General features: G+C 47.8%; 25 protein-coding genes. 9 read left to right on the top strand and 16 right to left on the bottom strand.

The features are described 5' to 3' along the window. Positions 1 to 31 precede the first annotated feature (31 nt). Positions 32 to 2,995: a VPA1269 family protein gene (locus tag Q0R17_RS02270; protein WP_293931759.1), complete on the top strand. Its 2,964-nt coding sequence runs from the start codon at positions 32 to 34 to the stop codon at positions 2,993 to 2,995. A 13-nt stretch (positions 2,996 to 3,008) separates the two neighbouring features. Further along, positions 3,009 to 3,659 (top strand): gamma-mobile-trio protein GmtX, encoded by a 651-nt coding sequence (gmtX, locus tag Q0R17_RS02265; protein WP_293931757.1) that lies wholly within the window; start codon positions 3,009 to 3,011, stop codon positions 3,657 to 3,659. Positions 3,660 to 4,046: 387 nt separating this feature from the next. Here gmtX and phbB read toward each other — a convergent pair whose 3' ends face one another. Beyond that, a complete protein-coding gene (gene phbB / locus Q0R17_RS02260) occupies positions 4,047 to 4,781 on the bottom strand; it encodes an acetoacetyl-CoA reductase (protein ID WP_293931755.1) in 735 nt (244 codons plus the stop codon). A gap of 324 nt (positions 4,782 to 5,105) precedes the next feature. Here phbB and Q0R17_RS02255 point away from each other — a divergent pair, with 324 nt between their 5' ends. The 6 genes from Q0R17_RS02255 (at position 5,106) to Q0R17_RS02230 (ending at position 12,609) form a co-directional block, all read left to right on the top strand. Next, a complete protein-coding gene (locus Q0R17_RS02255; RefSeq protein WP_293931753.1) occupies positions 5,106 to 5,969 on the top strand; it encodes an SDR family NAD(P)-dependent oxidoreductase in 864 nt (287 codons plus the stop codon). Positions 5,970 to 6,190: 221 nt separating this feature from the next. Next, positions 6,191 to 7,843: a CTP synthase gene (locus tag Q0R17_RS02250; RefSeq protein ID WP_293931751.1), complete on the top strand. Its 1,653-nt coding sequence runs from the start codon at positions 6,191 to 6,193 to the stop codon at positions 7,841 to 7,843. A gap of 239 nt (positions 7,844 to 8,082) precedes the next feature. Then, the gene (gene kdsA, locus Q0R17_RS02245) at positions 8,083 to 8,922 is read left to right on the top strand and encodes a 3-deoxy-8-phosphooctulonate synthase (RefSeq protein WP_293931750.1); all 840 of its coding nucleotides are present in this window, start codon (positions 8,083 to 8,085) and stop codon (positions 8,920 to 8,922) included. A 244-nt stretch (positions 8,923 to 9,166) separates the two neighbouring features. Then, complete coding sequence (gene eno, locus Q0R17_RS02240) at positions 9,167 to 10,462, top strand: phosphopyruvate hydratase (protein ID WP_293931749.1); 1,296 nt, start codon at positions 9,167 to 9,169, stop codon at positions 10,460 to 10,462. Positions 10,463 to 10,536: 74 nt separating this feature from the next. Further along, positions 10,537 to 10,869 (top strand): cell division protein FtsB, encoded by a 333-nt coding sequence (ftsB, locus tag Q0R17_RS02235; RefSeq protein ID WP_293931748.1) that lies wholly within the window; start codon positions 10,537 to 10,539, stop codon positions 10,867 to 10,869. A gap of 264 nt (positions 10,870 to 11,133) precedes the next feature. Next, positions 11,134 to 12,609 carry a PLP-dependent aminotransferase family protein gene (locus Q0R17_RS02230; RefSeq protein ID WP_293931747.1) on the top strand — a complete coding sequence of 492 codons (1,476 nt, stop codon included), beginning with the start codon at positions 11,134 to 11,136 and terminating at the stop codon, positions 12,607 to 12,609. Here the strand turns inward: Q0R17_RS02230 and Q0R17_RS02225 are convergent. The 12 genes from Q0R17_RS02225 to Q0R17_RS02170 all read right to left on the bottom strand — a co-directional run bounded on the left by Q0R17_RS02225 (position 12,593) and on the right by Q0R17_RS02170 (position 20,571). Next, the gene (locus Q0R17_RS02225; RefSeq protein ID WP_293931746.1) at positions 12,593 to 12,880 is read right to left on the bottom strand and encodes a hypothetical protein; all 288 of its coding nucleotides are present in this window, start codon (positions 12,878 to 12,880) and stop codon (positions 12,593 to 12,595) included. The genes Q0R17_RS02230 and Q0R17_RS02225 overlap by 17 nt on opposite strands. Before the next feature lie 149 nt (positions 12,881 to 13,029). Beyond that, positions 13,030 to 14,760, bottom strand: coding sequence for an FAD-dependent 5-carboxymethylaminomethyl-2-thiouridine(34) oxidoreductase MnmC (gene mnmC, locus Q0R17_RS02220; protein WP_293931744.1), 1,731 nt, complete (start codon positions 14,758 to 14,760; stop codon positions 13,030 to 13,032). 7 nt (positions 14,761 to 14,767) lie between these two features. Further along, the gene (locus Q0R17_RS02215) at positions 14,768 to 16,003 is read right to left on the bottom strand and encodes an MFS transporter (RefSeq protein ID WP_293931743.1); all 1,236 of its coding nucleotides are present in this window, start codon (positions 16,001 to 16,003) and stop codon (positions 14,768 to 14,770) included. Between the two features lie 81 nt (positions 16,004 to 16,084). Continuing rightward, positions 16,085 to 16,258, bottom strand: coding sequence for a hypothetical protein (locus Q0R17_RS02210; protein ID WP_293931741.1), 174 nt, complete (start codon positions 16,256 to 16,258; stop codon positions 16,085 to 16,087). Between the two features lie 84 nt (positions 16,259 to 16,342). Continuing rightward, the gene (locus tag Q0R17_RS02205) at positions 16,343 to 17,098 is read right to left on the bottom strand and encodes a pyridoxine 5'-phosphate synthase (protein WP_293931740.1); all 756 of its coding nucleotides are present in this window, start codon (positions 17,096 to 17,098) and stop codon (positions 16,343 to 16,345) included. Positions 17,099 to 17,115: 17 nt separating this feature from the next. Then, positions 17,116 to 17,523, bottom strand: a complete 408-nt coding sequence (locus Q0R17_RS02200) for a VOC family protein (protein WP_293931738.1) — start codon at positions 17,521 to 17,523, stop codon at positions 17,116 to 17,118. A 142-nt stretch (positions 17,524 to 17,665) separates the two neighbouring features. Then, positions 17,666 to 18,187 carry a class IV adenylate cyclase gene (locus Q0R17_RS02195; protein ID WP_293931736.1) on the bottom strand — a complete coding sequence of 174 codons (522 nt, stop codon included), beginning with the start codon at positions 18,185 to 18,187 and terminating at the stop codon, positions 17,666 to 17,668. A 14-nt stretch (positions 18,188 to 18,201) separates the two neighbouring features. Beyond that, positions 18,202 to 18,510, bottom strand: a complete 309-nt coding sequence (locus tag Q0R17_RS02190; RefSeq protein ID WP_293931734.1) for a hypothetical protein — start codon at positions 18,508 to 18,510, stop codon at positions 18,202 to 18,204. A gap of 24 nt (positions 18,511 to 18,534) precedes the next feature. Next, a complete protein-coding gene (locus tag Q0R17_RS02185; RefSeq protein ID WP_293931733.1) occupies positions 18,535 to 19,053 on the bottom strand; it encodes a GNAT family N-acetyltransferase in 519 nt (172 codons plus the stop codon). 164 nt (positions 19,054 to 19,217) lie between these two features. After that, positions 19,218 to 19,748: a GNAT family N-acetyltransferase gene (locus Q0R17_RS02180; RefSeq protein WP_293931731.1), complete on the bottom strand. Its 531-nt coding sequence runs from the start codon at positions 19,746 to 19,748 to the stop codon at positions 19,218 to 19,220. A gap of 27 nt (positions 19,749 to 19,775) precedes the next feature. Further along, positions 19,776 to 20,186: a VOC family protein gene (locus tag Q0R17_RS02175; RefSeq protein ID WP_293931730.1), complete on the bottom strand. Its 411-nt coding sequence runs from the start codon at positions 20,184 to 20,186 to the stop codon at positions 19,776 to 19,778. A gap of 217 nt (positions 20,187 to 20,403) precedes the next feature. Beyond that, positions 20,404 to 20,571, bottom strand: a complete 168-nt coding sequence (locus Q0R17_RS02170; protein WP_293931728.1) for a hypothetical protein — start codon at positions 20,569 to 20,571, stop codon at positions 20,404 to 20,406. 653 nt (positions 20,572 to 21,224) lie between these two features. On the opposite strand from Q0R17_RS02170, the gene Q0R17_RS02165 reads away from it, so the two are divergent. After that, on the top strand, positions 21,225 to 21,806 hold the full coding sequence (locus Q0R17_RS02165) for a DUF2628 domain-containing protein (RefSeq protein ID WP_293931727.1): 582 nt from the start codon (positions 21,225 to 21,227) through the stop codon (positions 21,804 to 21,806). A 173-nt stretch (positions 21,807 to 21,979) separates the two neighbouring features. Here the strand turns inward: Q0R17_RS02165 and Q0R17_RS02160 are convergent, their stop codons facing one another. The 3 genes from Q0R17_RS02160 to Q0R17_RS02150 all read right to left on the bottom strand — a co-directional run bounded on the left by Q0R17_RS02160 (position 21,980) and on the right by Q0R17_RS02150 (position 26,880). Continuing rightward, positions 21,980 to 22,921, bottom strand: coding sequence for a GNAT family N-acetyltransferase (locus Q0R17_RS02160; RefSeq protein WP_293931725.1), 942 nt, complete (start codon positions 22,919 to 22,921; stop codon positions 21,980 to 21,982). Further along, positions 22,918 to 24,195, bottom strand: coding sequence for a phenylacetate--CoA ligase family protein (locus Q0R17_RS02155; RefSeq protein ID WP_293931723.1), 1,278 nt, complete (start codon positions 24,193 to 24,195; stop codon positions 22,918 to 22,920). Before Q0R17_RS02155 ends, Q0R17_RS02160 begins: the two co-directional genes overlap by 4 nt. Before the next feature lie 240 nt (positions 24,196 to 24,435). Next, a complete protein-coding gene (locus Q0R17_RS02150; RefSeq protein WP_293931722.1) occupies positions 24,436 to 26,880 on the bottom strand; it encodes an acyl-CoA reductase in 2,445 nt (814 codons plus the stop codon). Between the last annotated feature and the right edge of the window lies 1 nt (position 26,881).

The raw sequence follows: 26,881 nt of genomic DNA, 5'->3' as shown, positions 1-26,881 counted from the left end.
ATTTAGTGAATATGCTACCGGATGCTCGCCGTTGACTGAACGTCAATTGCGACACAATCTCAGTACAACACATATCTATATTGATAGCGAAACTTCATTTGATAGATTTGGAGCAGCACTAAAGCGCCTTGCTCAATTTCTTCCCAATACAAAAAAAGGTGGATCAGTTCCACGTTCGCCACTACTACGTGCATTTGAGCAAATACTACATAGTGCATCGCTGCAAGAGTTTTCACTAGGGATCGATTGTGTTGTCGATGCTGGAAAATTACTTGAAATGCAATTGGGTCAGAAATGTCACGTTTTGGAGTTTCTTTATGCACTGTGGGCAGATGGTGTTATTGCAATGCCAACGACTCCAATGTTTGCGTCAAAGATTGCAATTCGCCCCTCTAAAATTGACTTCGGGCAACTTAAGCCTTTATACGATGCGCTGCTCATTGGTTCAAGGAAAAATCATGAAACGCAAGTTATTGGCTCAATGTTGCGTATTGCCGGCTCAACAATGGGCATTCGTGAGGCTGGCGACATACATCCTAATACTATCGCCCCTATTGCAATATTCGAGCATCGTAGACACCTTGCCATATTCGTGGATGGGTTGACGGTATTGCATCGAGCAGAGTTTGGTGACCGCGTGCCAAGTAAAGAAGATTGGGGACTTGGTCGGTTTAGAGCTAAATCATTTGAGCATGATTTTATCTGGGCCGTCGAGATTGATGCAGGCATGGAAGAATGGAGATCTAAGCTTCACGACTGGATTTTTGAGAAAAAACGAGGAATTGCGCTGCGAACTTATATGGCAAATCGGTTCCTTGCATATCTATTAGAACACCCCTTACTGCCACGTAATATTGGCGTTTATTGTCAGAGAAACACGGTTTTGACGATGACATGGACTGATTGGGCTGGAAAGCAAATATGGCAGGATAGCAGCCTTAAAATGTATACAAATTTACTCGCAGAGTTTTTTGATTGGTACATCCATACATTTCTCATTACTGAAGATGACTTCGGGCGACCTGTACCTAGCCCATATCATTATAATCCTGTGAAGCGTATTTCTCGCCGTGTGATTAAAAAAGTAAATACACACCGTGAAGCCTTACCTATGCGCTACATACATGAATTACAAGTCATACTGACGGAAGAAGACTATAAATGGCCAAAAACTCTCAAAATGGATTGGTTTAGGCGCATTAACGTCATGACAAGTCAAGTTGAAAAATGCTGGTCACCAATACGAGCATATGCAGTGCTTTTGAAGCTAATGCTCCCATTGAGAACATTTCAAGTGAGAATGCTTGATTCTGGTGAGGCGGATTCAATTATTTATTCAGGTCGGGAGTGGATAAAAAACACGGGAAATTTAGTGCCGATTGGAAATGTCAATATTTGTAAAGGATTCTTGCGTAAATTTAATGACACTCAAACTGGGCGAGTATTTACCGGACTTTATGTGAATACCAATAAGACTGCTGATCGAATGAAAAATGATTTAGATAAAGGTTACGAAATACCATGGGAAAATGAATCTGTAATTGAATTAGTAAAAAATCTATGCAAATGGCAATCTGAATTTAATCCCCTTCATTGTCCTACTCCTTGGTCTGAGATCCAAGACAAGAGCCTTCTCAGGTCTAACACACTTCCTATGCTGCTGGAAAAAGGCACAGCCTGCTTTCTCTTTCGAGATATTTGCGGCGTGCATCCCACTGAGCCAGTGAGAGACTCTAGGCTGCAAGCGTTCTGGAGTATGCTACTTTTAGAATTAGAGCGTCGAGTGGCGGCCCGTAACGAAACACTTCCCGATGGCTCGCCTTTGCGCTTTGTAAAACCCTATCTAAATAATTCTTATCCGAAGGCACTTTATGATCTGCATGCTCTTCGAGTCTCTCTAATCACGGCCTTTGCAATTGATGGTGGAGTTCCTCTGCATATTCTTTCAAAGTGTGTTGCTGGGCACGCTACCATATTAATGACGCTTTATTATACAAAACCAGGTCCTGCACACATTAGTGAAACCTTGGCGATAGCGCAGCAGAAATTGCAGCGTACCGAGCAAAAAAACTTCCTTCGTTTTATGCAAAATACAGAGATTTCGGCGGCTAAACCAATTGTTGCCTTCAATGATTCAGCAGCTCTTGAAGCTATTGTCACATGTGAACCATCTGGGTGGTCAATCGGTGAAATCGGAATTTGCCCTGTATCTGCAGCAAAATGTGCTGAAGGGGGCCCTCTTCATGGTGGTCGTCGGTTACCTGTTCCTGGCGGGGTAAGAAATTGTTTGCGTTGTAGATTCTTTGTAACTGGGCCTGCATTTCTTGGCGGATTGATAGCTAAATTTAATGTGATTGGACTAAAGGTATGGGAGTTATCGGCAGGAGTGAGAGCCGCCGAGGCAAGTATTCGCGCTATTGAGGACCAAGAAGATTCGAACTCTCTTGAAAGCGATATTTCATCTTCTTATGAACACAGAGATGAGCTCCTCGCATTAGTTGATTCTAATGCTCATGATTGGCATGCATGTTATGCGCTAATTCAGCGCTGCAAAGAAATTGTGAAAACTAATCAGGGTTCGGGGGTGGATTTGGTGCTAGCAGGAGAGACTTCGGACTTAGAGACGGCAGCAAGGGAGTGTTCTACATTTGAATTGTTAGACCGTATTTGCCAGTGTGCAACGATCTATCCAAGTGAATCTACTCCGCATGCAAATTTGAGGCGAGCAAAGCTAATTGATGCAATGCTCATTCGAAATGGGCGCCCCGCGTTGTTTATCACACTAACCGATGATGAAATGCTTGCCGTAGGTAATGCCTTTGTTAGCTTGCTTGCAGCTAGACTTAATCCTAATGACTTAAATGATCTTATTGAGGGGCAATTAACTCTGGAAGAAAGTGGTGTTCAGCAAGAGGTTGATGCAACGGTTAAGTTACAGGCTTGTCAGCCAGTATCTGGTGCGGCAGTTATACAAGCCATCCAAAGAATAGTTTAAGGCGACTAATGTAGTGCAAAATGCGAATCCCAAACAGTTGTTGGAAAATTTTATTGCATCGGCTTCTGCCCGAAAGAAACTATCACTTCAAACAATTTATGATATTTGCATTGAATTAGAAAAAAAAGGAGGTAAGTTCCTTACTATTGCGACTGTCGGCAGAATGTCCCATGAGCGTGGAGGCCCTGCAGAGCCAGCCATCCGAAATGCAGCTGGAGAACATTATCGACTTCTTATCCAAGCATTTGTTCAGCGATCTGAACAGGGCGAAGGAAAAAAGAAGGGTCAGTCCGCCAAGTTAGATGAAATATTTGAAGGTATACCTGATCCCGTTTTGCGGGCACGCATTGGCCTCTTACTTGCTGAGTTATCCTCACTTCGTGCGCAATTGCTGGCGTCACGGCACTTAGCAAACCAAATCTCCACCATAAATCTGACTAATCATACTGATAACTCAACCCAAACTAATGATGAGCAAAATGGTTTGCATTTATCTCTTCAGGAACTCTCTGCTCTGGAAGCGGCAATTAGTTCCGATACGTTAGAGCATTGGGGGTGGCTGCTTGAACAAAATGGTCGAGTTTCAAGTGAGTCTGGTCAAATTATTTTTCGTGCAGGTTTTGTGTCTGCCATAAAAAAAATCATATCTATTTATGGTGTCTAAATATGATATTCATGTATCCATAACCCTTGCTGAATGCCATATGTGATATTTCAGACTAGCAAGTTCGTCAATGCGCACCACCATGATTTACACTCATGTCTTGAATCGTGGCGGTCTGGGCGTGCAAAGCCCACTGGATAGGTACGGTGTTGCTTAAGTGCATCGAGGTATTCTGGAATTAAAGGGCGCTTTCAATTCAGTAAAATGAGAGTTTGCTGATCGTGGCTGAGCAAGATTCAGAAAATACTTTATACAAATGAGTTTTGCGTCGAAGGCTATTGGGCAGGGTATTGGTAGGCAGGCAATAGAAAAGGCGGGTTAAAAGATAAAAGGGTGTGGCCTCAATATCATTAACCCGCTGTCCTTAAATAGCATGGCTTTAAATGATCAGCAGGTGTGCTGACCGCCATTGATTGCGATGTTTGCGCCGGTCATAAAGCCAGATAAATCAGAAGCAAGGTAGCTAACTAAGCCAGCAATTTCTTCTGGGGTGCCAAGGCGGTTAACAGGGATGCCTGCAATAATTTTATTGCGTACGTCTTCAGGCACCGCCATAACCATCTCTGTGGCGATATAGCCAGGGGAGATGGTATTAACGGTAACGCCTTTTTTTGCAACTTCTTGCGCTAAAGCCATACTAAAGCCGTGTACGCCTGCTTTTGCTGCCGAGTAGTTGGTTTGGCCAAACTGGCCTTTTTGGCCGTTAATGGAAGAAATATTAATCACACGGCCCCAGTTGCGCTCAACCATGGCATCAAGAAACTGCTTAGATACATTGAATAGCGAGTTAAGATTGGTGCTGATGACGCTTTCCCAATCTAGCTGGCCCATGCGCTTAAAGGTGGCGTCGCGGGTAATACCGGCATTATTTACGAGTACATCGACAGGGCCGATTTCTTCATTGATTTTTTCTGCCATGCGAACACAAGCATCAAAATCAGTGACATCACACTCATATGCGCTAAAAAGGTAACCAGCTGCTTTCATATCTGCTAGCCATTGCAGCTCTCTTCCTGCTTTAGAGTAAGTCGCTACAACATTAAAGCCGCTATCTGCGAGTGCTTTGCAAATAGCAGAACCGATACCACCCATGCCGCCGGTGACGAGTGCGATTTTTTTCATAGACTCTCCCTTTCTTTGCTTGTTTGCTAAGTTGTGTGAAACCCAGCTCAAAATCTTACATTGTTTGTATGCATAAGCAAAGCATGTTTTTGTGTAAGGTAGGTGTGAATTTTATTACTAGCTTCTGTGGCGAATAATTACAAGCTTGCATTACGTAAGTATGTGTTTTGCATGACAATGTTATTTGTGCGCATTTTATTGTTTGTTTTTGTCGGTGGTATTTTTTTAATTTCAATTTCTGACCGTAATAGCAAGTTTTATTGTGTTTTATTGAAATTTAATGGTTTAAAATTGCGTGATAGTGTTCCAAAAAAGGGGATATAAGTGAGTGTTGGTGTGATTTTAATTAGTGGGTGTTCGAGCGGAATAGGCTATGCCACTGCACTGGGCCTGAAGGCAGACGGGTGGCGTGTTTTTGCAACAGCTAGAGATATGGTTGATGTAGAGCGGCTTAAAGATGAAGGTTTTGAAGCATTACAGCTCGACGTGGCTGATTCGCAATCTATAAAACAAACGGTGGCTGCTGTGTTGGCAAAAACCGGCGGGCGTATCGATGCTTTATTCAATAACGCAGGGTTTGGTTTGCCAGGTGCAGTAGAAGACTTAAGTAGGGAGGCGATGCGGTATCAGTTTGAAACCAATGTGTTTGGATCTATTGAGCTGACAAATGCAGTTTTGCCCATCATGAGAAAGCAAGGGCATGGCAAGGTTATATTTAATGGCTCTGTGCTGGGTTTTGCGGCTATGCCATACCGCGGGGCTTATAACGCAAGTAAGTTTGCACTTGAAGGTTTTGCAGATACTTTACGCCAAGAGCTAAAAGGGAGTCAGATTTATGCTGTACTGCTGCAGCCCGGCCCAATCACTAGCCGTTTTCGCGCTAATGCGCAGCAACAATTTAATCATTGGATTGATGCGCAGCAGAGTTTTCATCGGCCTTCTTATTTAGCGATGCAAGCGCGCTTGGCAAAGTTGGGCCCGGCCGCTCCATTTACCTTGCCAGCAGAAGCGGTATTGCTGACGGTGCGTGCTGCGCTGCGAGCGCGCCGCCCATCGGCTCGTTATCAAATTACTACGCCAACAAAAGTATTCTGGCTGCTTAAAAAAATCTTACCGACGCGTGTACTGGATTATATTTTGTTAAAAGCGTCGGGAGATGAGCCTCGTTGCAGTTATGGGCGAAAATAATTGCTTGTAATTTCTACGCTTGATTTTTAATTATTAAGCATAAAAACGCGATTAAGCATGGAAATGAGGGCTGTTTTGACCTTTTAAATTCACAGTCAAGTCCCTTGGGAGGGAAAGATGAGACTCTTTTTTGGTGTACGCACAAAGTTGGGCTCTTGTCGAGAATTGAGCCGCCCCCGCCAATCGGGTAAAATAGCGAATTCCAACCTGCTATTCCTGCCATGACTAAGTACATTTTCGTTACCGGTGGCGTTGTCTCCTCGCTGGGCAAGGGCATCGCCGCTGCGTCGCTGGCCGCTATTCTTGAATCACGTGGCCTTAAAGTCACGATGATGAAGCTGGATCCGTATATCAACGTTGATCCCGGCACCATGAGTCCATTTCAACATGGCGAAGTTTTCGTAACAGAAGACGGCGCTGAAACTGATTTAGACCTTGGTCATTACGAGCGTTTTATTAGCTCAAAAATGCGCAAATCTAATAACTTTACCACCGGACAGATCTATGAATCTGTCATCACCAAGGAGCGCCGTGGCGACTATCTAGGTGGCACGGTTCAAGTGATTCCACACATCACTGATGAAATCAAAATGAAGCTGCGCGAAGGCGCGGGTGATGTGGACGTTGCGATTGTAGAAATCGGCGGCACTGTTGGTGATATTGAGTCCTTGCCATTTTTGGAAGCAATTCGCCAAATGCGCTCTAATGTGGGTCGTAAAAATACCCTCTACGTGCATTTGTCTTACGTGCCTTATCTTGCTGCGGCGGGTGAAATTAAAACTAAGCCAACCCAGCATAGTGTAAAAGAATTGCGCCAAATTGGTATTCAGCCAGATATCTTACTGTGCCGTATGGATCGCGAGCTGCCTGATGAAGAACGCCGTAAGTTGGCGCTGTTCTGTAATGTAGAAGAAAACGCGGTGATTGCTTGTTACGATGCGGACAGCATCTATCAAGTACCTAATATGCTGCACGCGCAAGGTATTGACGATATTGCTTGTGAATTATTACAAATTGACGCACCTAAGGCAGATTTGTCTGCTTGGGAGAAGATTGTTCATGGTTTGAAAAACCCGAGTCATTCGGTGAATATCGCCATGGTCGGCAAATATGTTGATCTGACTGAGTCATATAAATCACTATCTGAAGCGTTGATTCATGCGGGTGTACACACCAATAGCCGCGTACAGATTCATTATATGGATTCTGAAGAGCTAGAGAAAAACGGCTCCAGCTGCCTTGAAGGCATGGACGCTATTCTGGTTCCTGGTGGCTTTGGTAAGCGTGGTGTAGAGGGTAAGATTCTTGCCGTTAAATTTGCCCGTGAAAACAATGTCCCTTACCTTGGTATTTGCCTTGGTATGCAGATTGCACTGATTGAATACGCGCGTGATGTAGCCGGTATGAAGGGTGCCAACTCGACTGAATTTGATTTAGATACCGAGTTCCCCGTTGTTGCGCTGATTAACGAATGGGTTAATCACGACGGTAAAATTGAAACGCGTGATGAAAACTCTAATTTGGGTGGCACAATGCGCTTAGGTGCGCAGGAATGTCAGCTGGTAGAGGGCTCGCTTGCGGCTAAGATTTATGGCGCGGCATCCGTTGCTGAGCGTCATCGTCATCGCTACGAAGTAAACAACTATTACTTGCCTCGCTTAGAAGCTGCTGGATTAAAAATCAGTGGTCGTTCGGCAGGTGCAGAGCAATTGGTTGAAACGGTTGAGCTGAGTGCGCATCGCTGGTTCTTTGCTTGCCAATTTCACCCAGAATTTACCTCTACGCCGCGTGATGGCCATCCTTTGTTTACTTCATATATTGAAGCAGCATTGGCTTACGCTAACGAGCAGGGGCGCAGTGGTTTAAGCTGCTAATACTGTAAAACTGCCAGCTTATGCTTCTAAACATAGGCTGGCAGGGTAAACCTGCTTTTCGCTGGCGGGGTCTAATTATTAGGGGATAAATTTTTAGTTAAGTGTGCAGATGCAGGTAGTACGAAACCGGATGCATGCGCAAGGCTAAGAATTTATACCTAACTATAGTTTGTGAAACTCGTGAAGAGTAGGTGCTGGGGTTCCTTGCCGCTTACTTCTCACTCCTCACGGAGCGAAAAATGAAATTATGTGGCTTTGAAGTCGGTATCGATCAACCGTTCTTTTTGATCGCCGGCACATGCGTGATTGAAAGCGAGCAAATGGCGCTGGATACCGCAGGACAATTAAAAGAAATGACCGATGCACTGGGCATTCCTTTTATCTATAAATCGAGTTTTGATAAAGCTAATCGTAGCTCAGGCAAATCATTCCGCGGCTTAGGGATTGATGAAGGCTTGCGGATTTTATCCGAAGTTAAAAAGCAAATTGGCGTACCTGTTATTACCGATGTGCATACTGAAGCCGAAGCCCCTATTGTGGCGAGCGTGGTCGATGTATTGCAAACCCCCGCATTTTTGGCCCGCCAAACTGACTTTATTCATGCCGTTTGTGCCACTGGCAAGCCAGTGAATATCAAAAAGGGCCAATTCATGGCGCCTGGCGATATGGTGAATGTGATTAATAAAGCGCGCGATGCAAATGGCGGGCTGGATAATCTAATGGTTTGTGAGCGAGGCGCATCTTTTGGCTATAACACACTGATTAGCGATATGCGCGGTTTGGCGATTATGCGTGAAACGGGCTGCCCAATCGTATTTGATGCGACGCATTCAGTGCAGCAGCCAGGCGGGCAGGGCGATCGCTCTGGTGGCCAGCGTGAGTTTGTGCCGGTATTGGCGCGTGCAGCGGTGGCGGCGGGGATTTCTGGCTTGTTTATGGAAACGCACCCAGATCCATCTAAAGCGCTTTCTGATGGCCCAAATGCTTGGCCATTGGCGCGAATGAAAGAATTGTTAATGGTATTAAAAGACATCGATCGCGCAGTAAAATCACATTCTTTTATTGAACATAGCTTGTAATTTGCGATTGCATGCGGGCTCGTTTGGGCCCGCTTTGCTGCTCTGCCCAAGAATGAAAGAATTGCTGATCGTACTCAAAGACAGGGGTGGTGCTTTAAGGCACACTCATTGATTGAGTACTCGCTGTAATATTTTGGCAGTTTTAATGACATAAAGTTGAAAGGCTGCCAAATCTGAATTTTTTAGTGCCGGAAGTTTTTCGGTGTAGCTACTCAGACCAACCCTCCTTAAAGGTGTTTGAAATATGAGCGCAATTGTAGAAGTAATCGCCCGTGAAATTCTTGATTCTCGTGGTAACCCAACTGTAGAAGCCGATGTATTGCTGGAATCCGGCGTAATGGGCCGTGCCGCTGTGCCGTCTGGTGCATCCACTGGCGAGCGCGAAGCGCTTGAGCTGCGTGATGGCGATAAATCCCGCTACCTTGGCAAGGGTGTATTGAAGGCTGTTGAAAATATCAACACCGAAATCTGTGAGGCCATCATTGGCCTAGATGCTGCTGACCAAGCGTTTATCGACAAAACCATGATTGATTTAGATGGTACTGAAGACAAACGCAATCTTGGTGCAAACGCCATCTTAGCTGTGTCTATGGCGGTTGCTAAGGCCGCTGCTGAAGAAGCGGGCTTGCCGCTGTATCGTTATATTGGTGGTTCAGGCCCGATGAGCCTGCCAGTGCCAATGATGAATGTGGTTAACGGTGGTGAGCACGCATCAAATAGCTTGGATTTCCAAGAGCTGATGATTGTGCCAGTTGGCGCGCCAACTTTCCGCGAAGCATTGCGTTACGGCGCTGAAGTATTCCACAACCTGAAAAAAATCCTGCACGACAAGGGTATGCCTACCCAAGTGGGCGATGAAGGTGGTTTTGCTCCAGATGTAGCCAATGCAGAAGAAGCATTGGAAATGATTATGTCTGCCATTGAAAAAGCAGGCTACAAAGCCGGTACTGATTTCTGCATCGCACTGGATTGTGCTGCTTCTGAGTTCTTTGATAAAGAAACCGGCAAGTATGTTTACAAGAAAAGTGATAAACGCGCTCTGACATCTGAAGAGCAAGTGGATTACTTGGAAAGCTTGGTTAATAAATTCCCAATTATCTCGATCGAAGATGGTATGGGCGAGCGTGACTGGGCGGGTTGGAAAGTATTGACCGATCGCTTGGGCAAACGCGTGCAAATCGTGGGCGATGATTTGTTTGTAACCAACACTAAGATTCTGGCTGAAGGGATTCGCTTAGGCGTTTGTAACTCTATCCTTATCAAAGTAAACCAAATTGGTTCGCTATCTGAAACACTGGCTGCGGTTGATCTGGCTAAACGTCATGGTTACACCTCGGTCATGAGCCATCGTTCAGGCGAAACCGAAGATGCAACTATCGCAGATTTGGCTGTGGCAACCAACTGCATGCAAATTAAAACCGGCTCATTAAGCCGCTCTGATCGTATTGCTAAATACAATCAATTGATTCGTATTGAAGAAGAGTTGGGTGAAGCCGCGGTATACCCAGGTATGGGTGCTTTTTACCAAATTAATAAGTAAAAACTGACTTATTCTCAGGTAGTATCACAAACCGGAATCGTTGATTCCGGTTTTCTATCATTTAGAATCTAATTATGCGCCTGCTTGCTATTGTATTTTCTATCATGATTGCTGCTTTGCAATGGCCCCTTTGGGTGGGCAAAGGCAGTTGGTTGCGCGTATGGCAGCTTGATCATCAGCTTGTTGAAAAAAAACTACAAAACGAAAAATTAAAAGAGCGTAATGACGCATTAGATGCAGATGTTCGCGATTTAAAAACCGGCTCAGATGCGATTGAAGAGCGCGGCCGGAATGAATTAGGCATGATTCGTCAGGATGAGGTTTTTTTCCAAGTCTTAGATAAAGATCATCCTATTGTCTCCTCATCCCCCACGCCTGCTCCGCTTGCTGCTAGTGGGGCGAAGTAGCCACCTATTGCATCAGGGCGCCTAGAAAACCCCATCTGATCTCATAATACTGCGTTGCGCATTAAAAAAATCTCCTTACATATCAAGCATATGCAGCGTCGATTTTTTTAATATGCGCCTTGTCTTATTTAGAAATATAGGTTTTTCGAGACCCCCATCAGCCGGTGTGCTGGCTAGCGGTACACTTTCAAAATATTTATATTTTTTTGCTACTGTAATCCTTGCTCGGGCTAAGATATAGTAAGGTCATCTATGGAGTTTGTGATGACTGATCTCTCTTTGCCTGACGCCAGCCTACGGCGCAAAACTGAAACGCTGTATTTTCAATTGGCGGGTGAATTGGCTCAGGCCATTCAATCTGGCGTATTACAGCTAGGCGAAAAACTCCCTTCCATTCGAAAGCTATCCGCGCAGCGGCAAGTTAGCCTCTCTACTGTGATGGAAGCTTACCGCGAGCTAGAAGACCGTGGCTTAATTGAAGCACGCCCTCAGTCTGGCTTTTATGTGCAAAAGCATCGCAATGGTTTTTCTGCTCCAGAGCTCACTCAGCCACCGCAGCAAGCGCGGCAAGTGGTGATTGATCCTATGTGGTTGCCTGCTACTTTGGCGCGTTTACACGATATTAAAATTGATTTCGGCTTTGCCATTTTGGCTCCCGCACTTTTTCCTAATCAGCAATTGCAGCGTTTATTAGCCCAAGTGACTCGGCATTCGCCGGAATTAATTGCAGATTATGGCCGCCCCGCTGGCGATGTGGAATTACGCCGCCAAATTGCCCGCCGTGCATTAAATTGGGGAGGGCAATTTGAGGCGGAAGAAATACTGATTACCCAAGGCGCGATTGAAGCGCTTAATTTATGCTTACGGGCGGTGACTCAGCCGGGTGATGTGGTGGCGATTGAATCGCCTTCTTATTTTGGCCTATTGCAGATTTTAGAAAGCTTTCAGCTTAAAGCGTTAGAAATACCTACTCACCCACAAACGGGCATATCCATTGAGGCGCTGGAATTAGCCACGCGTAGTGGCGAAGTAAAAGCCTGTGTATTACTGCCTAATTTTTCTAATCCGCTAGGCAGTTTAATGCCGGATGAAAATAAAAAGTGTTTGGTGGAGTTGTTAGCTGAGCGGCATATTCCTTTAATTGAGGACGATTTATACGGTGAGTTTTATTACAAAGGGGATAGGCCTCGGCCCGCTAAAGCCTTTGATAAAGAAGGTAATGTGATGCTGATTTCTTCTTTTACTAAAACTGTAGCGCCGGGATTTAGAATTGGCTGGGTGGTGGCAGGGCGTTATCATCAAAAAGTAGAACAACTTAAATTTATTAATACTTTTTCTAACGCTATGCCGCTGCAAAGAACCATTGCCAAGTTTTTAGAAAGTGGCGGTTACGATCATCATTTGCGTCGCCTGCGCCGAGCCTGCTTTGATCAGGTGATGCTGGCGGTGGCAGCGATTGAGCGGTTTTTCCCGAGTGATACTCGCTTGCATGTTCCGCAAGGCGGCTATGTTTTTTGGATTGAATTAAATGCAGCGGTAGATACTTTATTGTTGCTTCAGCATGCTTTAAGGGAGGGGATAAGTTTCACTCCCGGCCCTTTGTTTTCGCCAAGCCATAGCTATCGTAATTGCTTACGCATCTGCTGTAATGAGCCTTGGAGTGATCGTCACGAACAGGCGATTGCGCGCTTGGGTGAGTTGGTTCAGCAGCAGATTGGTGAAGCTACCACGATACGCTAAGCACTTTGCCTTCATCTGCTTGGGCATTGTCTTCGCTCATCACCACAAGGCAGCTTTGCGGGCTATTGGGTTGAGCTTCTTCACAGCCATCGGAGTAGGCCATCAGGCATGGCGGATTGGTGTGTGATTCATCCACTAAAATTACATCCATGCGTGCGCCACAAAAGCCATTGATGGCTTGCTGTAAGCCAAGAATGTCATTGATATCTGCGCGTGATTCGGCGTGGATAAAGCACAATCCAAAGATGAGGGTGGGGATGATGCGGCGCATGATAAACCTCCTACATTGTTAATTGCAGAATAGGCCGCGCTGTATGTTTGTAAGTGCTCAGTGAGGCTTCAGCCGCCAGACGGGCGACTCAATAGCATGACCGGTAAGTTGGCTGGGGTATGGGCGCAATTTATGCCAAATTAGGGTGCTTATGATTCAGTTTGCGGCAAAGTAGTCGACAGCGTGTTTAAGTTTCTGCGGTGTTTTCTTAGTAAGAAGCGTGCGGGATCGATTGCTTGCAGCAAGTCGGCCTCAATAGGGGATGGCTCGCCATTAAGCTGGCAGGCCAGCACTTCGGCGGCAATGATCGCCCAGCTAAGGCCGCGTGAGCCTAATCCCAATAAGCCATATAGCCCTATTTGCCTAGGGATTTGATGTAGCTGATGTAGCGCCGCGGGGATGTTTTGTGGGTCGTGCAAGGCCCCCACTAGGGGGAGTCGATCTAGGCTGTTGGGGCGATAACAGGCGCGGCTACTGTTGGCTGTTTTTGCGGCTAAATCAGGCAGTAAAGCGTGTAATTCCACTAAATTATGGGCGGCTGCGATATCTAAATCGTTATCTTTTACTTCAGCTGCGCCAATGCAGCGGTAGCCTTGAAAAGCGGCGGTTAAATAGCCTGAGCCACTTAAGCTGTATCTGGGATGCTCAAAATCTGCAATTAGACTGGTGCTTCTGAGTGTTTTGCTAAGCGGCAACTCTAAATCAGGTAGTAAATCGAGTGCTTCGGTGGCATTGGCAATAATCAGCACAGGGCTGCACGCAATAACATGGCCATCTGCGGCAATGGCTTGCCAGCCGTCTATGGCTTGATGAATGCGATCTACTTTATGCCCAAAGTGCGTGGTGATTTGCTTGGGCCAGCGGGCTAGATTGGCCCGACAAACACTGGCCGGATTAGCCCAGCCACCCTGAGAAAACCACCAGCCGCCGTGGCTTGGGCGTGCGCCAAGTTGCTGTTGGGCATCGTTTTGGCTGATCCATTTTAATAAACTGGCAGGGTATTGCAGAACGATTTCTTGCATTAATGCGGCTTGTGCGTCGTCTTTTGCAATTTGCAAGATGCCGTCGTTGCCAAAAAAAACCTCAAGCCCCGCTTGCTTTAAGCGCTGTAGGTGCTGCTGGGTTTCTGCACAGCCTACACGGCTAAGCCTGGCTGAATAATTATCATCGCGGCTGGCGCTGGGGTGAAATAAGCCCGCATGGTTGCCAGAGGATTGCGTTGCCACGCCTGCTGCCGCATCGATAATATTGACTAGCCAACCACGGGCAGCCAAGCGCTCAGCGATACTAGTGCCCGCCAAGCCCGCGCCAATAATGAGCGCCTGATGTGGGTATTTGTTAGATTTATCAATAGGGGGGCGAGTGCAAAACCCCGCGTAATAATCCCCATGCTTGTCCATGGCAAAGCCACTGCTTTTTTGTAAGGCGGCGTCGGCATTGTTGTAGGCAATCAGTTGCGTATTGGCGCTGGATAGCCGCCACAGCGCTTTGTAATGTGCTGGGCTAATAGCTGCATTAAGATCAAACGCATCGATTGTGGCGCTAACGCTGCGTAATTGATTAAGCGTGTCGCCCCAGATTAGCGTCAATATTACATCCCCCGTCGCAAAATGAAGGCGCTGAAAGCCTTTGCATAATGCCGGCCAGCTTTGTACTAGGGCGGCGTATAACTCGGCCAAATCAGGATGCGGGCAGGTAGGAAGTGTGGTTTGGCTAACAAACGCCAGATAATGTAAGCGTTGGCTACGTTTTGGATCTGCTTGCCAAGCTTGCCATGTTCGCAAAAATTCTTGCCCATTGGCAAAGTCACATTGCAAAAGAGTGAAGCTCGGCTGGCCTTGCCAACGTCTAGGAAGGCCATGCGCGGCTAAAAAATCCATATCGGCCTTAGTGAGTGGTGGCGCTAGAAATGCGCTGATGTTTATCCATAAATTTTTTCAACGCAAAGACAAACACGCCACCAACGATAAGTAGGGCGCTAGCAAAAAAGCGATTACCAGCCAGTAAGTGCCCCGCTTTAATTCCCTCTATACCTAGGCCATATACACCCATGGTGATCATGCCAAAGGCTGCGGCCACCGTGCCTTTGCTCACACTGCTAGAGAACAGTACCAGCCTAAATAGACCTGCATTGACCAGCCCACAGCCAAAAGCGTAAAAGCTAATGCCAATCACCAGATAAATATAGTGACTAGGCGCGAAAAGCATGGCGATAAAGCAAAAACTCAAGCCAAACACCTGAGGAATCAAGCCCAAACCTATCATTCTGCGCACAGGCAGGTGATTGCTTAGTTTGGCGAGGGTGAAATTGCCAATAATCAAAGCGGCAAACACAGGGATTTGCCAGTAACCAAATTCAATCGGCGATAAGCCTGCGTCGCCAATTAAGATAACTGGCGAAATGCCAATCCAGGTTAGCAATGGCACACTACATAAGCCCATTGCCAATGCGCCAGTTAAAAAATGCGTATTACTAAATACATTTTTATAATCTTGCCAAACCGCGCGATAAGTAAAAGGGGATAGACTTTTATTGGGGGCAATTTTGGGTAGCGCGTACCAAAGCCCAATAAAGGATAAAAAAGCCACCGCCGCAATTAATACAAAAATCATTCGCCAAGGCGCTAGTTCCATCATCACTGCGCCCGCTAGTGGGCCCAATAAAGGGGCAATCATGGCGACATTGGCCATGAGCGCGGTTACTTTAATGGCGGTTTTTTCGTCGAAGGATTCTTGTACCAGCGCATAGCCCACCGCGCCAATAAAACACATGCCTACGCCTTGAAATACCCGTAAAACAATAAATTGCTCAATAGAGCGGGTAAATAGGGTGAGTAAACACATGGTAATAAAAAACGCCACACCAGACAGCATCACCGGCCTGCGGCCAATTCGATCGGATAATGGGCCAAGTAGCCATTGTAAAGATGCACCACCTACTAGATAGGCCGTCATTGAGGTAGGCACCCATTGCGGCCCAGCATTAAATTCCCGCGTAACGGCTAACATGCCAGGCAAAATCATATCGTTAGCGATATAAGTGGAAAACTCAAACAATACCAAAGCTAAGGGCAGAAGCATTGTGCGCCAAGTCAATTGGGTAATTAGTATTTTAGCTGGCATTGTATGTAAGTATGGTCGGTGGGCAGTGCAGCAGTCTGGCGTTTTTAGGTCGCTGTGCCTAGAGAAGAATTCCCATTTGGTCTAATTAGTTTCGGCCGCCGCTGCCGCTGAGGCTTGCTCGGCGGCTTGTTTTAGTACAACGCCCTCCACGGCCTTGGCTTTATCTAGGGCTTCGCGCTGTGGTTCGGCAATTTTTTGTGGGGTGGGGCCACATGCGCTCAGGGCAAGGGCTAGGCAGATTAGGGTGGCTTTCATGATTGCACTCATTGGATATGGTGGTTGAACGATATTGCATGAGTGATGGGCTAGCCATACCCACGTACTCATAATAAGCGGCAGTTAATCGTAAGCCTTAGCAATACATGCTTGATATGCATTCACTGCTTGGGTATAACCCAGCTCTAGCGCATCGGCAATAAAGGCGTGGCCGATGGATATTTCTTGCACACCCGGCACGGCTTGTAAAAAGCGCGTCAGGTTATCGCAGTTTAAATCGTGGCCTGCGTTAATGCCCAGCCCAGCTGCCAGCGCGGCCTCTGCTGTGGCGGTAAAACCCGCTAGTACGCTGGCTTCTTGCTCGCCGCCGTAGGCGTTGGCGTAAGTTTCGGTATAAAGCTCGATGCGCTCAGCGCCAAGCGCTGCCACCAAAGGCATGGCGGCGGGGTTTGGATCCATAAATAAGCTAACTCTAACCCCTAATGCCTTACATTCGGCAATCAGTGGGCGTAGTTTATCCATGTCCTCTGGTAGGCTCCAGCCAAAATTGGAGGTGAATTGATCTTCGCCATCGGGCACAAAGGTGGCCTGATGCGGGCGAAATTCACGGATGAAATCCATTAAATTTTGGGTGGGATTGCCTTCGATATTGTACTCGGCATGCGGCCATGCTTTGAGCAGGGTCGCAAGATTGCTCACATCGTCGCTGCGAATATGGCGCGCATCGGGCCTAGGGTGAACGGTGATGCCCTGTGCGCCAGCTTGCAGGCATAGCTCAGCGGCTTTCACCACACTAGGTATGCCCAGATGGCGAGTATTGCGCAGTAGCGCTACTTTGTTGACATTGATTGAAAGTGCACAGCGTGTGGTGGAGCTCATTATCATCCTTATTAAGCCTAGGCCGTTAAGCCCATCACGGCTTCCATATAAACCAATTCCCAGATATGCCCGTCTAAATCTTGAAAGCCGTGGGCATACATAAAGCCATGATCTTGTGCTTCGTTATAAATTGCACCGCCCGCCGTAACGGCTAAGCAAACAATTTGGTCTACTTCTTCGCGGCTATCGCAGGATAGGCAAAGCAGCATTTCGGTATGGGTGTGGGGGTTGCAAAGTATTTTTGGGGTAAAAGTCTGAAACCGCTCTTCGCCCAGCAACATGACAAAAATATCATCTGAAATCATTAGGCAACTGGCGCTGCTATCAGAAAACTGCGGGTTAAACTTAAAGCCCAGCTGGCTAAAGAACGCGATGGATTCTTCCAGATTTTTCACGGCTAGATTGACATAAATCTTGCGGCTCATTGCTGCACCCTCGGCTAAGTGAAAGATTTTACAGCAAGAAGTATAGGGGGGATGTAGAAAATCGCTGCTAATGTAAGGGCTTTGCGTAGAACAGCTTTTTGATGGCTGACATTTTGCTGATTTTCCCCGTGTAGTGGGGAATTTACATGTGGTTTTTTGCCGCCAACAAATCTAAATAAGCACATTCAATCAGCTGTTCTGTTTGAATGCCTAGCTTTGCCATCAGTTGCTGCGCTTCTGCTTGGTCCTTTGCTGCGGTTTCGTTTTCTGCCAGCACCACTTCTAGCTCTAAAAAATCACCTAATTTTTTTACGCGATCCAAATGCACGCGGGTACGGCCACATTGATAGAGGGTGCGTTGTTTTTCTACGCGGCCAATTTTGCCATTGGAATAAGCGAGCACTTCCCTGAGCGCATCCGGCTCTGCCGTGCTGGAAAGTACATAAAACGACTCCTTAGGGCCAAGCTGATTGGCGCGGCGATAGAAAATAAGCTGGCCACTGCCGTCTGGAAATGCTCGCAGTTTTAAGCGACCATTCTCGCAGGCAAAGAAAGTATCGTCTTGGGTAATGTCAATGGGGGCGGTATGGCTAAGTGATTCAAGTATCGGGATCAGTACGGCAATGTTCGCAATGCGCGCTTTTATTTCAATATTTCTTGCCATTAGATATGTATACCCTAGGGAAGGATGGGGATATTAACGGCTTCGCACCAACATTCGCCACTTTTAGCGGAGCAAACTCGTTTTTCTATGTTGATTTCGCATAGAGATTTTTCTTCCCATGGCTCCGCTTTTTTAGGGCTATTCACTATTCCCTTAATAAGTTCAACATCCACATTGAACCCTTCTGCGGCTAATTTATTTTCATAAATTGGGTTTTCTCTATGGTCATCTAATTGCTTACCAATGACGGCACCAAGCAGAGTGCAGCCACTTAATGCGGCTAAGCAAAATAAAATAATTGCTTTATAAAAAAATGATTGCATTTTTTCCTTATGCAACAGCGTTATTTATGGGTGAGTAATTAACTTGAAATATAAGGAGGTTGGGAATAAAAGCCCTGCTGGGTTAAGTGCAAAATTAGGGATTTCACCCGCCCGTTGCCAGCCCAGTTTTTGGTAGAGCATTTCCGCAGCAGAGCCGGTTTGTGTGTCCAAAATTAATAAATGGCGGCCTTGGCTGCGGGCAAAGTGCTCTAGGTGCTGCATCAGCTGGCTAGCAATGCCTTGGCCTCGGCATTCTTTTAAAACGATTAGTTTTTGCACTTCAGCCCGATGCTGGCCGTTTTCTTTGCCGCACAAATCCAATTGAGCGGTGCCAATTACTTGCTCGCCTTGCTCGCCTTGCTCGGCAACCCAAAGGACTAGACCTTGGCTTTGTAAAACATTTTGCCAATAGGCCAAGGCCGCGCTGGCTGATAGTGGTACTAAAAATCCTATGGATGCGCCGTGTTGCACACCATTTTGTAATAAAGCCACTAAGCCCGCCAATAGAGAGGTTTCGTGTGGGCTTACTTGCCTAATCCGCATATCGTTGCTCGCGTTAAAGTGATGAGGGCGAGCGCTGGGCGAGCGCTTCAATGACCATTATGTGTCTAGAGCCTAAGCATTCACCCTTGGTTGACCCACAAACTAGCTGTAGGCGCTGCCATGATCTTTGCCTCCAAGCTGCTGATTGTGGGCAGGGCGAGTGCTTAATGATTTGTTTGCCACTCGCTTTTGAGTATGGCCAAAATCACGGTGCCCCACCATTTGTTTTTAAAATAGCGGTGTTCTAAAAAGCGCGCTTCTTCGCGCATGCCAAATTGGGTGCAAAGTGCAATGGCGGCTTTGTTGTTGGCGATGGTTTCTGCGTAGATGCGATGTAGATTTTGCTGTTTAAAGCCGTAAGCCACTAAGGCACACATCGCTTCTGCGGCGTGGCCTGCCTTGGCAATGCCGCAGCCAATGGAGGCTTGTTGGTCTGTTTCTATTCTTAAACCCGCCGTGCCAATGAGTTGCTGGCTGGTTTTATCGATAATAGCCAGCTGAAATTTGCTTCTAGGTGTTTCTGCAGCTTGCTCAATAAATATACCGACTAGCTGGGTGGTTTTGCTAATTGAGCAATCTACTTCGCTATAAAAGCGTTGATATTTTTCATTTTGGGATAATGCGGTATAGGCGGCCAAATCATCGGCCATAAAATCACGCAAAATCAGCCGTGGTGTTTCAATGAAAAAATGCATATTGTGGCCATAGTATTGGAGAGGGTCTTAAAGCCAGATTAAGTCTTTATATGGCTTTAATTGCAAGCTGTTTAAACGGCTGTTTAAACGGCTGTGTAAATCGCCCGCATGGATCTCTAATTGATGTTCGTCAGGGTCAAGCAGGTAAATAGAATCACCTTCGCTAGAGTTGCTTTTCCATTCAACCACATTATGCGTACGCAGTTGCTGCTGAAAAATGTGGAATTGTAATGGGGGAATACTAAAGGCAATGTGGCTGTAATCTTGTTTTGGGGCGGGTTTACCTAGCGATAAGCAAAGCCATAAATCACCAAGGCTGAGGTAAGCGCCTGTCGCCCATTTTACATGGCCCTTAAAGCCAAGAATAGTAGTGTAAAAGCTTAAAGAGCTATTTAGATTGCTTACAGCTAGAGTGATATGATTTAAGCCTGTCAACATGCTCGCTCTTTTTGTGATTTAACTCACAGAGAGTGTACAAAATACAGCTTGGTGATGTCTATGGCTTGGGTTGGCCCGCCTGCTGGTAACCCATTTTCCTCTATCTGGATTGCTTATTTAAAAAGCAGGCGTTGGCGCAATCTACGGCAAGGTTAAAAGCGTGCTTCGGTATTCTGGCCAAGCCGAAGTGTTAAACATGCCGTTGATGGGCTGGATATTAATTTGTATGTGAGCGGGGGGCTTTCTTTGCGTTGGCGCGCTTGTCAGAGACCACACCAAACGCTGCGCCAAAGATCGCGCCAAAGCCAAAACCCAGCGCTAAGCCATCAAATGCGAAGCCTAGAGCGGCTCCTGTGCCTATTCCAATTGCTAGCCACAAACCCATGGTTCAACTCCTTTTCAGAAAGTAGCGCATTGAAAGGATTCAATATTTACTGCCAAGCCCTATCTTGCCACCTTGCCCAGCTTTCATCAATATGAATAAAACCTTAGTAGATAAGTCGGCTTGACAATGCTGAATGGGTTTGCTGGATTGGGCCGTGGTGTGTGGTCGTTATCTTGTTATAGCCTTGCTGGGCGGGCTATAACAGCTTATTTCATTCGATGATGAGTCGTAAATAGCTAAATAAAGCGCTGTAAGGTAAATGCCTTGCTAGTAGAGTATTGGTGAGCGGCAACGTCAAGCCTACAAAGAGCTTCTTTCGGGATTAATTAGTATTTTTAGTAGCTATTGTCGCTGCTCTTGATTCACTGACCTAAGCCCTTAGCCTGCACCTCTGGATGCGTATGGCGGCTAATGGGTTAGTTCATTTACATAAATTACATATTCGCTGTGCAATGCCAGCATGAACTTGGCTTAAAACTTACTAAATATTACGAATCCGTTAAAAATACCCTCGATAATTCTTGCTGTGTTGGTGGGTTTTTTAACATTATGCTGCCTTGCTCCTCACTGAAATGGGGAAATGTTTGGAAAATGGATGGGCTTTCTTTCTAATTTAGCGTGAGCCCAAGTCCATAGGCTAAGGAGAAATATCAATGGAGTTTTGTTCAAAATGTGGGGCACAGCTTGAGGTTGATGCTGCATTTTGCTCTGGGTGTGGCGTTGCTCATCCAATTTTAGAGCCGTCACCGCTCGCCGCTGTATTAGAAGCACCTATAGCAAACGACGATGATGCCTTAAAGACTTTTATTGGCAAGAACTATGACTACTTTCAGAGAAAGTGGGAAATAGCTGAGAAAAAAAGTAGTAAGCAATCGTGGAGTTGGGCGGCTTTCTTACTTGGCTTTCTATGGATGCCTTATAGAAAAATGTATCTTTATTCGGCGGTCTTTATCGGCGTAATCGCGGTAGAAACACTTTGCGAGATCGCTTTTGGCGTTTCAAATAGTCTATCCAACGCTATTAGTTTAGGTATTGCCATCGCCCTTGGCATGCAAGGGAATGCTTTGTACAAACTTCACGTAGAAAAGAAAACAAAAGAAATTATTGCAATGAATACGCCGGAGCAAGCAAAAATTGAGCTGATAAAACAAGGTGGCACAAGTGTTGCGGCTGCCGTTGGATTTGCTGCGGTATTTATTTCAATTATGGTTCTTATCGCGCTTGTTGAAGGCTAAGGGCCCTCATCGAATATCAACGGAGTAAAGCTCACTAACGTGGCTTTATTCCAGCGCCGTTACCAGCCGCAGCGCTGCAAGCATCGCGATGCTACCCAGCCAAACATGCTTTCATATTGCCATAATCAACTTGGTGCTTAGTCGCCGAGTAAAAGTAATTTTAAAATAAGCGACTAGCGTGCATCCGTCATAATTTCTGCATGCTGTTTAAGGCTGCCTTGGTACAGTTTTCTGGCGACTGGGCAGCATAATTCCAGCTTATGCGCCTTGTAGCCGCGTTGCATCAGGCCATACCACCCTTGAGCGGGCCCCGGCATAAAGCCGGCATATGCAAAACCGGCGCGGCGCAGTTGTTGCATGGCCGCTGGCGTATGTTGGTCTAGGCGCATCCGCAGATAAATCAGGCGCTTCTTAGGCATTTGCGCTACTTCATCCACGTTGTTGGGGTGTAGGTCTGTCAGTGTTACCTCAATTCTATGCTCATGGCTCGCCACTGCTATTGGGGTAGCGGCGGGGGTGGAATCCATCAGGGAATGTGTACCGAAATTTTGCTCGATAGGCCCAAGCCAATCTCGGCAGGATAATGGCCACGGTAAGGCTGGCAAAGGAGAGGGCTGCAAAGGTAGGCACCCCAGCACCACGCTTTCACGCCACTCGTTGCCAAATGGGGAGGCCACATAATCCAATAGCAAACCGGTGGTTTGGAAACCCAGCGTCTGAGCCAAACGCTGGCTTTGTGCATGGGACGATACCTGTTTGATTGTTAACGTACGCAGCCCGCATTCGCGCGCATAGTCTCTTAGGTAAGCCCCCAGCGTCGTGGCAATACCCATGCCGCGTGCGTCGGGGTGAACAATATTGAGCGCCAGCTCGGCGCTATCTGGGTAATCTTGATGCACCCACAGCACGGCATGGCCAACAATTTGGTCTTTTATGCAGGCCACAACCGAATGCCAGCGCTGTTGTGCGTTATTGCGGCAAATCATCGAGGGCAGATAAACATCCGGATACACATAGCAGTCGCCATACACCGTGCGAAACAGAGCGCTCACTTTATTGGCATCTTCTGGCACGAAACTGCGGACTGAAACGGCAAATTTGTTCCATTTGTTCATGCTTGCCGCTCCGCTTGCACCACATAGGAGCGCTGGTCCACCACCCGCAATAACTTGCCTGAGCGAGGGTGAAACGTCAGATTGTGAACCGTGTGGCAAGCGATATCAAAGCGCAGCAGATTTCTCTGTGACAAGGTATTCATCGCTGGGTATTTCTCTATTAGCGCGGTATAAAGCTTTTCTTTTACGGCGTTGCTTAAGCCGCCATCTGGCGCAACCCGCAGCGTCAAGCTGTCCATGCCGTCAGCGCGGGCCAGCAACAATTGCCAAGACGCTGGGCCTAAATGCGCTTTCACAATGCCACCAATTTCCTCAGGAAATAGCGAGAGCGTGCCCAGCCGAACACGATATCCCTGACTGGCGCGGCCACGAAGTGCAAACTTGCGTTGCTTGGTATCGGTTGGCTCACACCAAACCGCCAAGTCGCCAGTTGGATAACGAATCAGCGGCATCAAGCGCCGTTGCAGATTGGTCACAACCAATACACCAGTCTGGCCTTCCTCCTCAATAGGCTTACCCGTGGTTTCATCGATGATTTCCACTAGGGCATCACCATCAAATACATGGTGCTCGCCCAATAGGCAATCCGGTGTGCTTGCGCCAATCAAGCCTGCATCAACACTGGCGCAGCCCACCGAGGCGAAGCGGGCGTTTGGCAAGGCTAGCGACAGCATAGACAGCTGCTCTTCAAACAAGCTTTCGCCGCCATACAGAACCAGCGTGACGCTGGTGAGCACTTGTCCGCGCTCGAGCAATTGGCTGACAAAACGCAATAGTTGGGCGGGCACACAAGCCAGTACGTTGATTTGATGGGCTTCAATCGCCTCAGCCAGTAGCGTGGTCTCGACCGCACCGGTAAAAGGGTATTCACAGACGGGCACGGGTGAGTGCGCTAATGCGCCATGAATAAATAAAAAGCTGGTGTATAAATCGCCCGCAAAAAACAAATTGGCCACTCGGTCGCCTGGGGTTAGCTGCGAGCCCATTCCTTGGCCAAAAGCACGCACAAAATCACGCCATTCCTCACGGGAATACACCGACAGCTTGCCAGCACCGGTTGATCCCCCAGTTCGAAAAACATGGCCATCAAGGATGGGGCCGGTCAGTACCGGCCAGGACGATAATGTTTGTGACTGCTGCCAATACAAAGCAGGGTCGATCAGCGGCAAGTCGTGGAGTTGCCAGCCAGAGCGGGGTATGTCTCGGTACAGCGCTGCATAGAAAGGGGAATGTTGGCGTGCGTACTGCACGAGCTGTTCTATGAGAAGGGTCATTTGTATAGCTTCCTGCAAGCAGTCTATTCACTTTGCCCATGCATCTGTCAGCAGAAGGGTAACGTGGCGGCTTGTTGTTGCGCTCATTTTTACAGGCCGTAAAGCTTGTTGTGATGAGTCTGTTCTAAAGGGATACAGCCAAGGCTGGTGTGGGTCTAAGCTGATCTGCACCCTCCATCTGGGCATTGCTGCTCAGTGGAGGAGCCAACCAAGCTCTGTACATCACCCATTACAGGCAAATTAAACTGCGCCTGCTGGCTCGGCAGTGTTGCTTAATACAGGCTGCCGGTGATCTAGCACTAACGGTGTTTTGCCACTTTGTGGATGGCGTTGGAAATCCGTCGACAATTTATGGATCACCTCCATCTCTAGTAGCCCGTTATTCAGCGCCTCTCCCAGCTCGCTGTGTTGACTTAAATACTGGCGGACATGCTCAATATCACCCTCCACCTGTACCACCAAATGCTCTCTGCCGCTGGCGGTGTAGTTAATCAAGAACTGTAGCGGTACGCCTATTGCCTTAGCGCTAAGCGTAGGGTTAAAAAAGAGGGTTCCTACCCGCAGCAACTGGCCGTGCCTACCACATAGCTCGAATCGCGGCGCGGGCAGCCCACATTCACAAGGGCCCGTCACCCAACGGCCTAAATCACCAAGCTCATAACGTATCACCGCCTGCCCCTCGCGGGCACGAGAGGTAAATAACAAGCGACCAGTTACACCTGGCGCTGCGGCTTGGTCTTGCTCGGTATTCACAATTTCTAGCCACTGGGTGTCGGCCAATAGATGGAATACGCCATCGGGCGAACTACCACAGCTGTGGCCTAAGGGGCCGGCATCAACCGAGCCATAAATGGCGGAACGGATCATCGATACACCGAACCCAGCTAAAAACTTGCGTTGCTGCGGGTTCAAGTGCTCGCCGCCTAACATGATTTTTTGGATGCCGCCGTAAGCGCGCAGCCTAGCCTCTTCCCGCACAAACAAATGGTGGATCGTGCCGGGCATGCCAATCAGCGTATTCACACCTTGGTCGATAATCAGCTGGGCAATTTCGCTGTAATCGTCGTCGCTCGGGCCACCCATAGGGAAATGCACCGCTGACAATTTGTCCAAAATGGTGAAAAAGCTTAATAAGCCGCCATACAGGTTGCCGCCGTAGAGTAAATTCATGACTCGATCGTTCGCCGGATCAAGGCCCGCCGCAAACAAGCCATCTGCCGCCGCTTGCATTTGCCGGTGATAATCGCGATAGCTAAAACCCGCTAGTTTGGGCTTGCCGCTGCTGCCGCCACTACGGAAAAACAATTGGGCATTTTCTGTCATCGGTGTTTGCTGGAAAGCAACCTTATCCATAATCGGCTGTGTAACTAAACCTTCTGGCTCCGCTGGAGGTGGGTCAAGCGTGACGTGGTTTGGCAGCTTATCCGCCGCAAAGCTCACCGACACCCGGCGCGTTAGCCGCGCTAGGGCGTATACACCATCGTGCGGCTCGCCTTCATACCCGTCGTGCATCGCACTCACCGGTGTCACACGGCTAACACCGGCGGCCAGCAAAATCTGGCCTAATTGCGCCAAATCATGGTTATGTGCCACTAAGCCGCAGGTTTGCAGCCGGGTTCGCCAAGCTTGCAGTGTCTCCACCAACTGTGCTCGCGGCACTGGCCGTAGTTGTACGGTGCGAAATAATGGCGACGCCACTAAGGCGGCTGTTTGTGCCCAAATAATCCGCCAGCCTTCACCTTGCCAAACATGCCCCCGCACATCGGAGAAGCTTTGATCCAGCCGTGCGAACGCAAGCTGGGTGCTGATCTCGGCAGACTCTTGCTCGCTAGGAATTAATTCAGGCCATTGCTGGGTACGCCGTGAGAGTGCTTTGGCCAACTGTTCGCCCACTTCCCGCAATACGGCAGGGTCTTCGCTATCAATCAATACGCATTGCGGGCTGGAACACGCCTGTTGATCAAAGCGACAAACCTCATCGGCCAAGGCATCGAGCTGCGCTTCGCTTGCGGCGCTGGGCACTACATACGCAAAGCTGATGCGGTGTCCCCAGTCTACCCAGCGGCAACCGGCGGGTAACTGCTGCCGAATCGCCGTCAGTGCCGCTTCCCCACCCCAGGCAGACACCGCATCGGCTCGGCTGAATAGGCGAGCTAGATCAGCATTGGGCCAAGGTAATACGGCAAGATAATCTGCTAATGTGCCGGTGCTGTCATGGCTGAGGAACGCTGCCAACAACGCAGCAGTGCGTCCGTTATCGCTGCTGCTAGGGCGTAGCCAGTTGATATTGCCAACCAGCAGGCTTTCTAACATGGCGAAGAATGCCAGCAAGGCGGAATTGGCTGGCGTGATATGTACGACCAATCCCAGAGGTCGCCAGCTTTCAAAATGCGGGCTACGGTAATCAATGCGGCGCAGCGAAAATGGCATTTCGCCTAACTCTCGGGCTAGCTTAGTTGCCAAGGCGTCACGTTGGCAGAAGCCGTGCAGCGCCGTGCGGTTTTCGGCATCCAAGCCCAGCGCGTCGCTATCGTTCAGTACCCATTGGGCAAAGCTTTCAGCACAAGCCAATACCGTTTCGTTATCCAGCTGTTGCGCCAGCGTCGTTGCTAGCCGTGTTTGTAAGGACGCTAATGCTTCATCCGCCCCAGTCTGGCTTATAAGGATACCTTGTACGAGATACATG

The sequence above is a fragment of the Iodobacter sp. genome (assembly GCF_025352645.1).
Classification (GTDB): domain Bacteria; phylum Pseudomonadota; class Gammaproteobacteria; order Burkholderiales; family Chitinibacteraceae; genus Iodobacter.
This window is presented reverse-complemented; position numbering and strand designations above follow the sequence as displayed.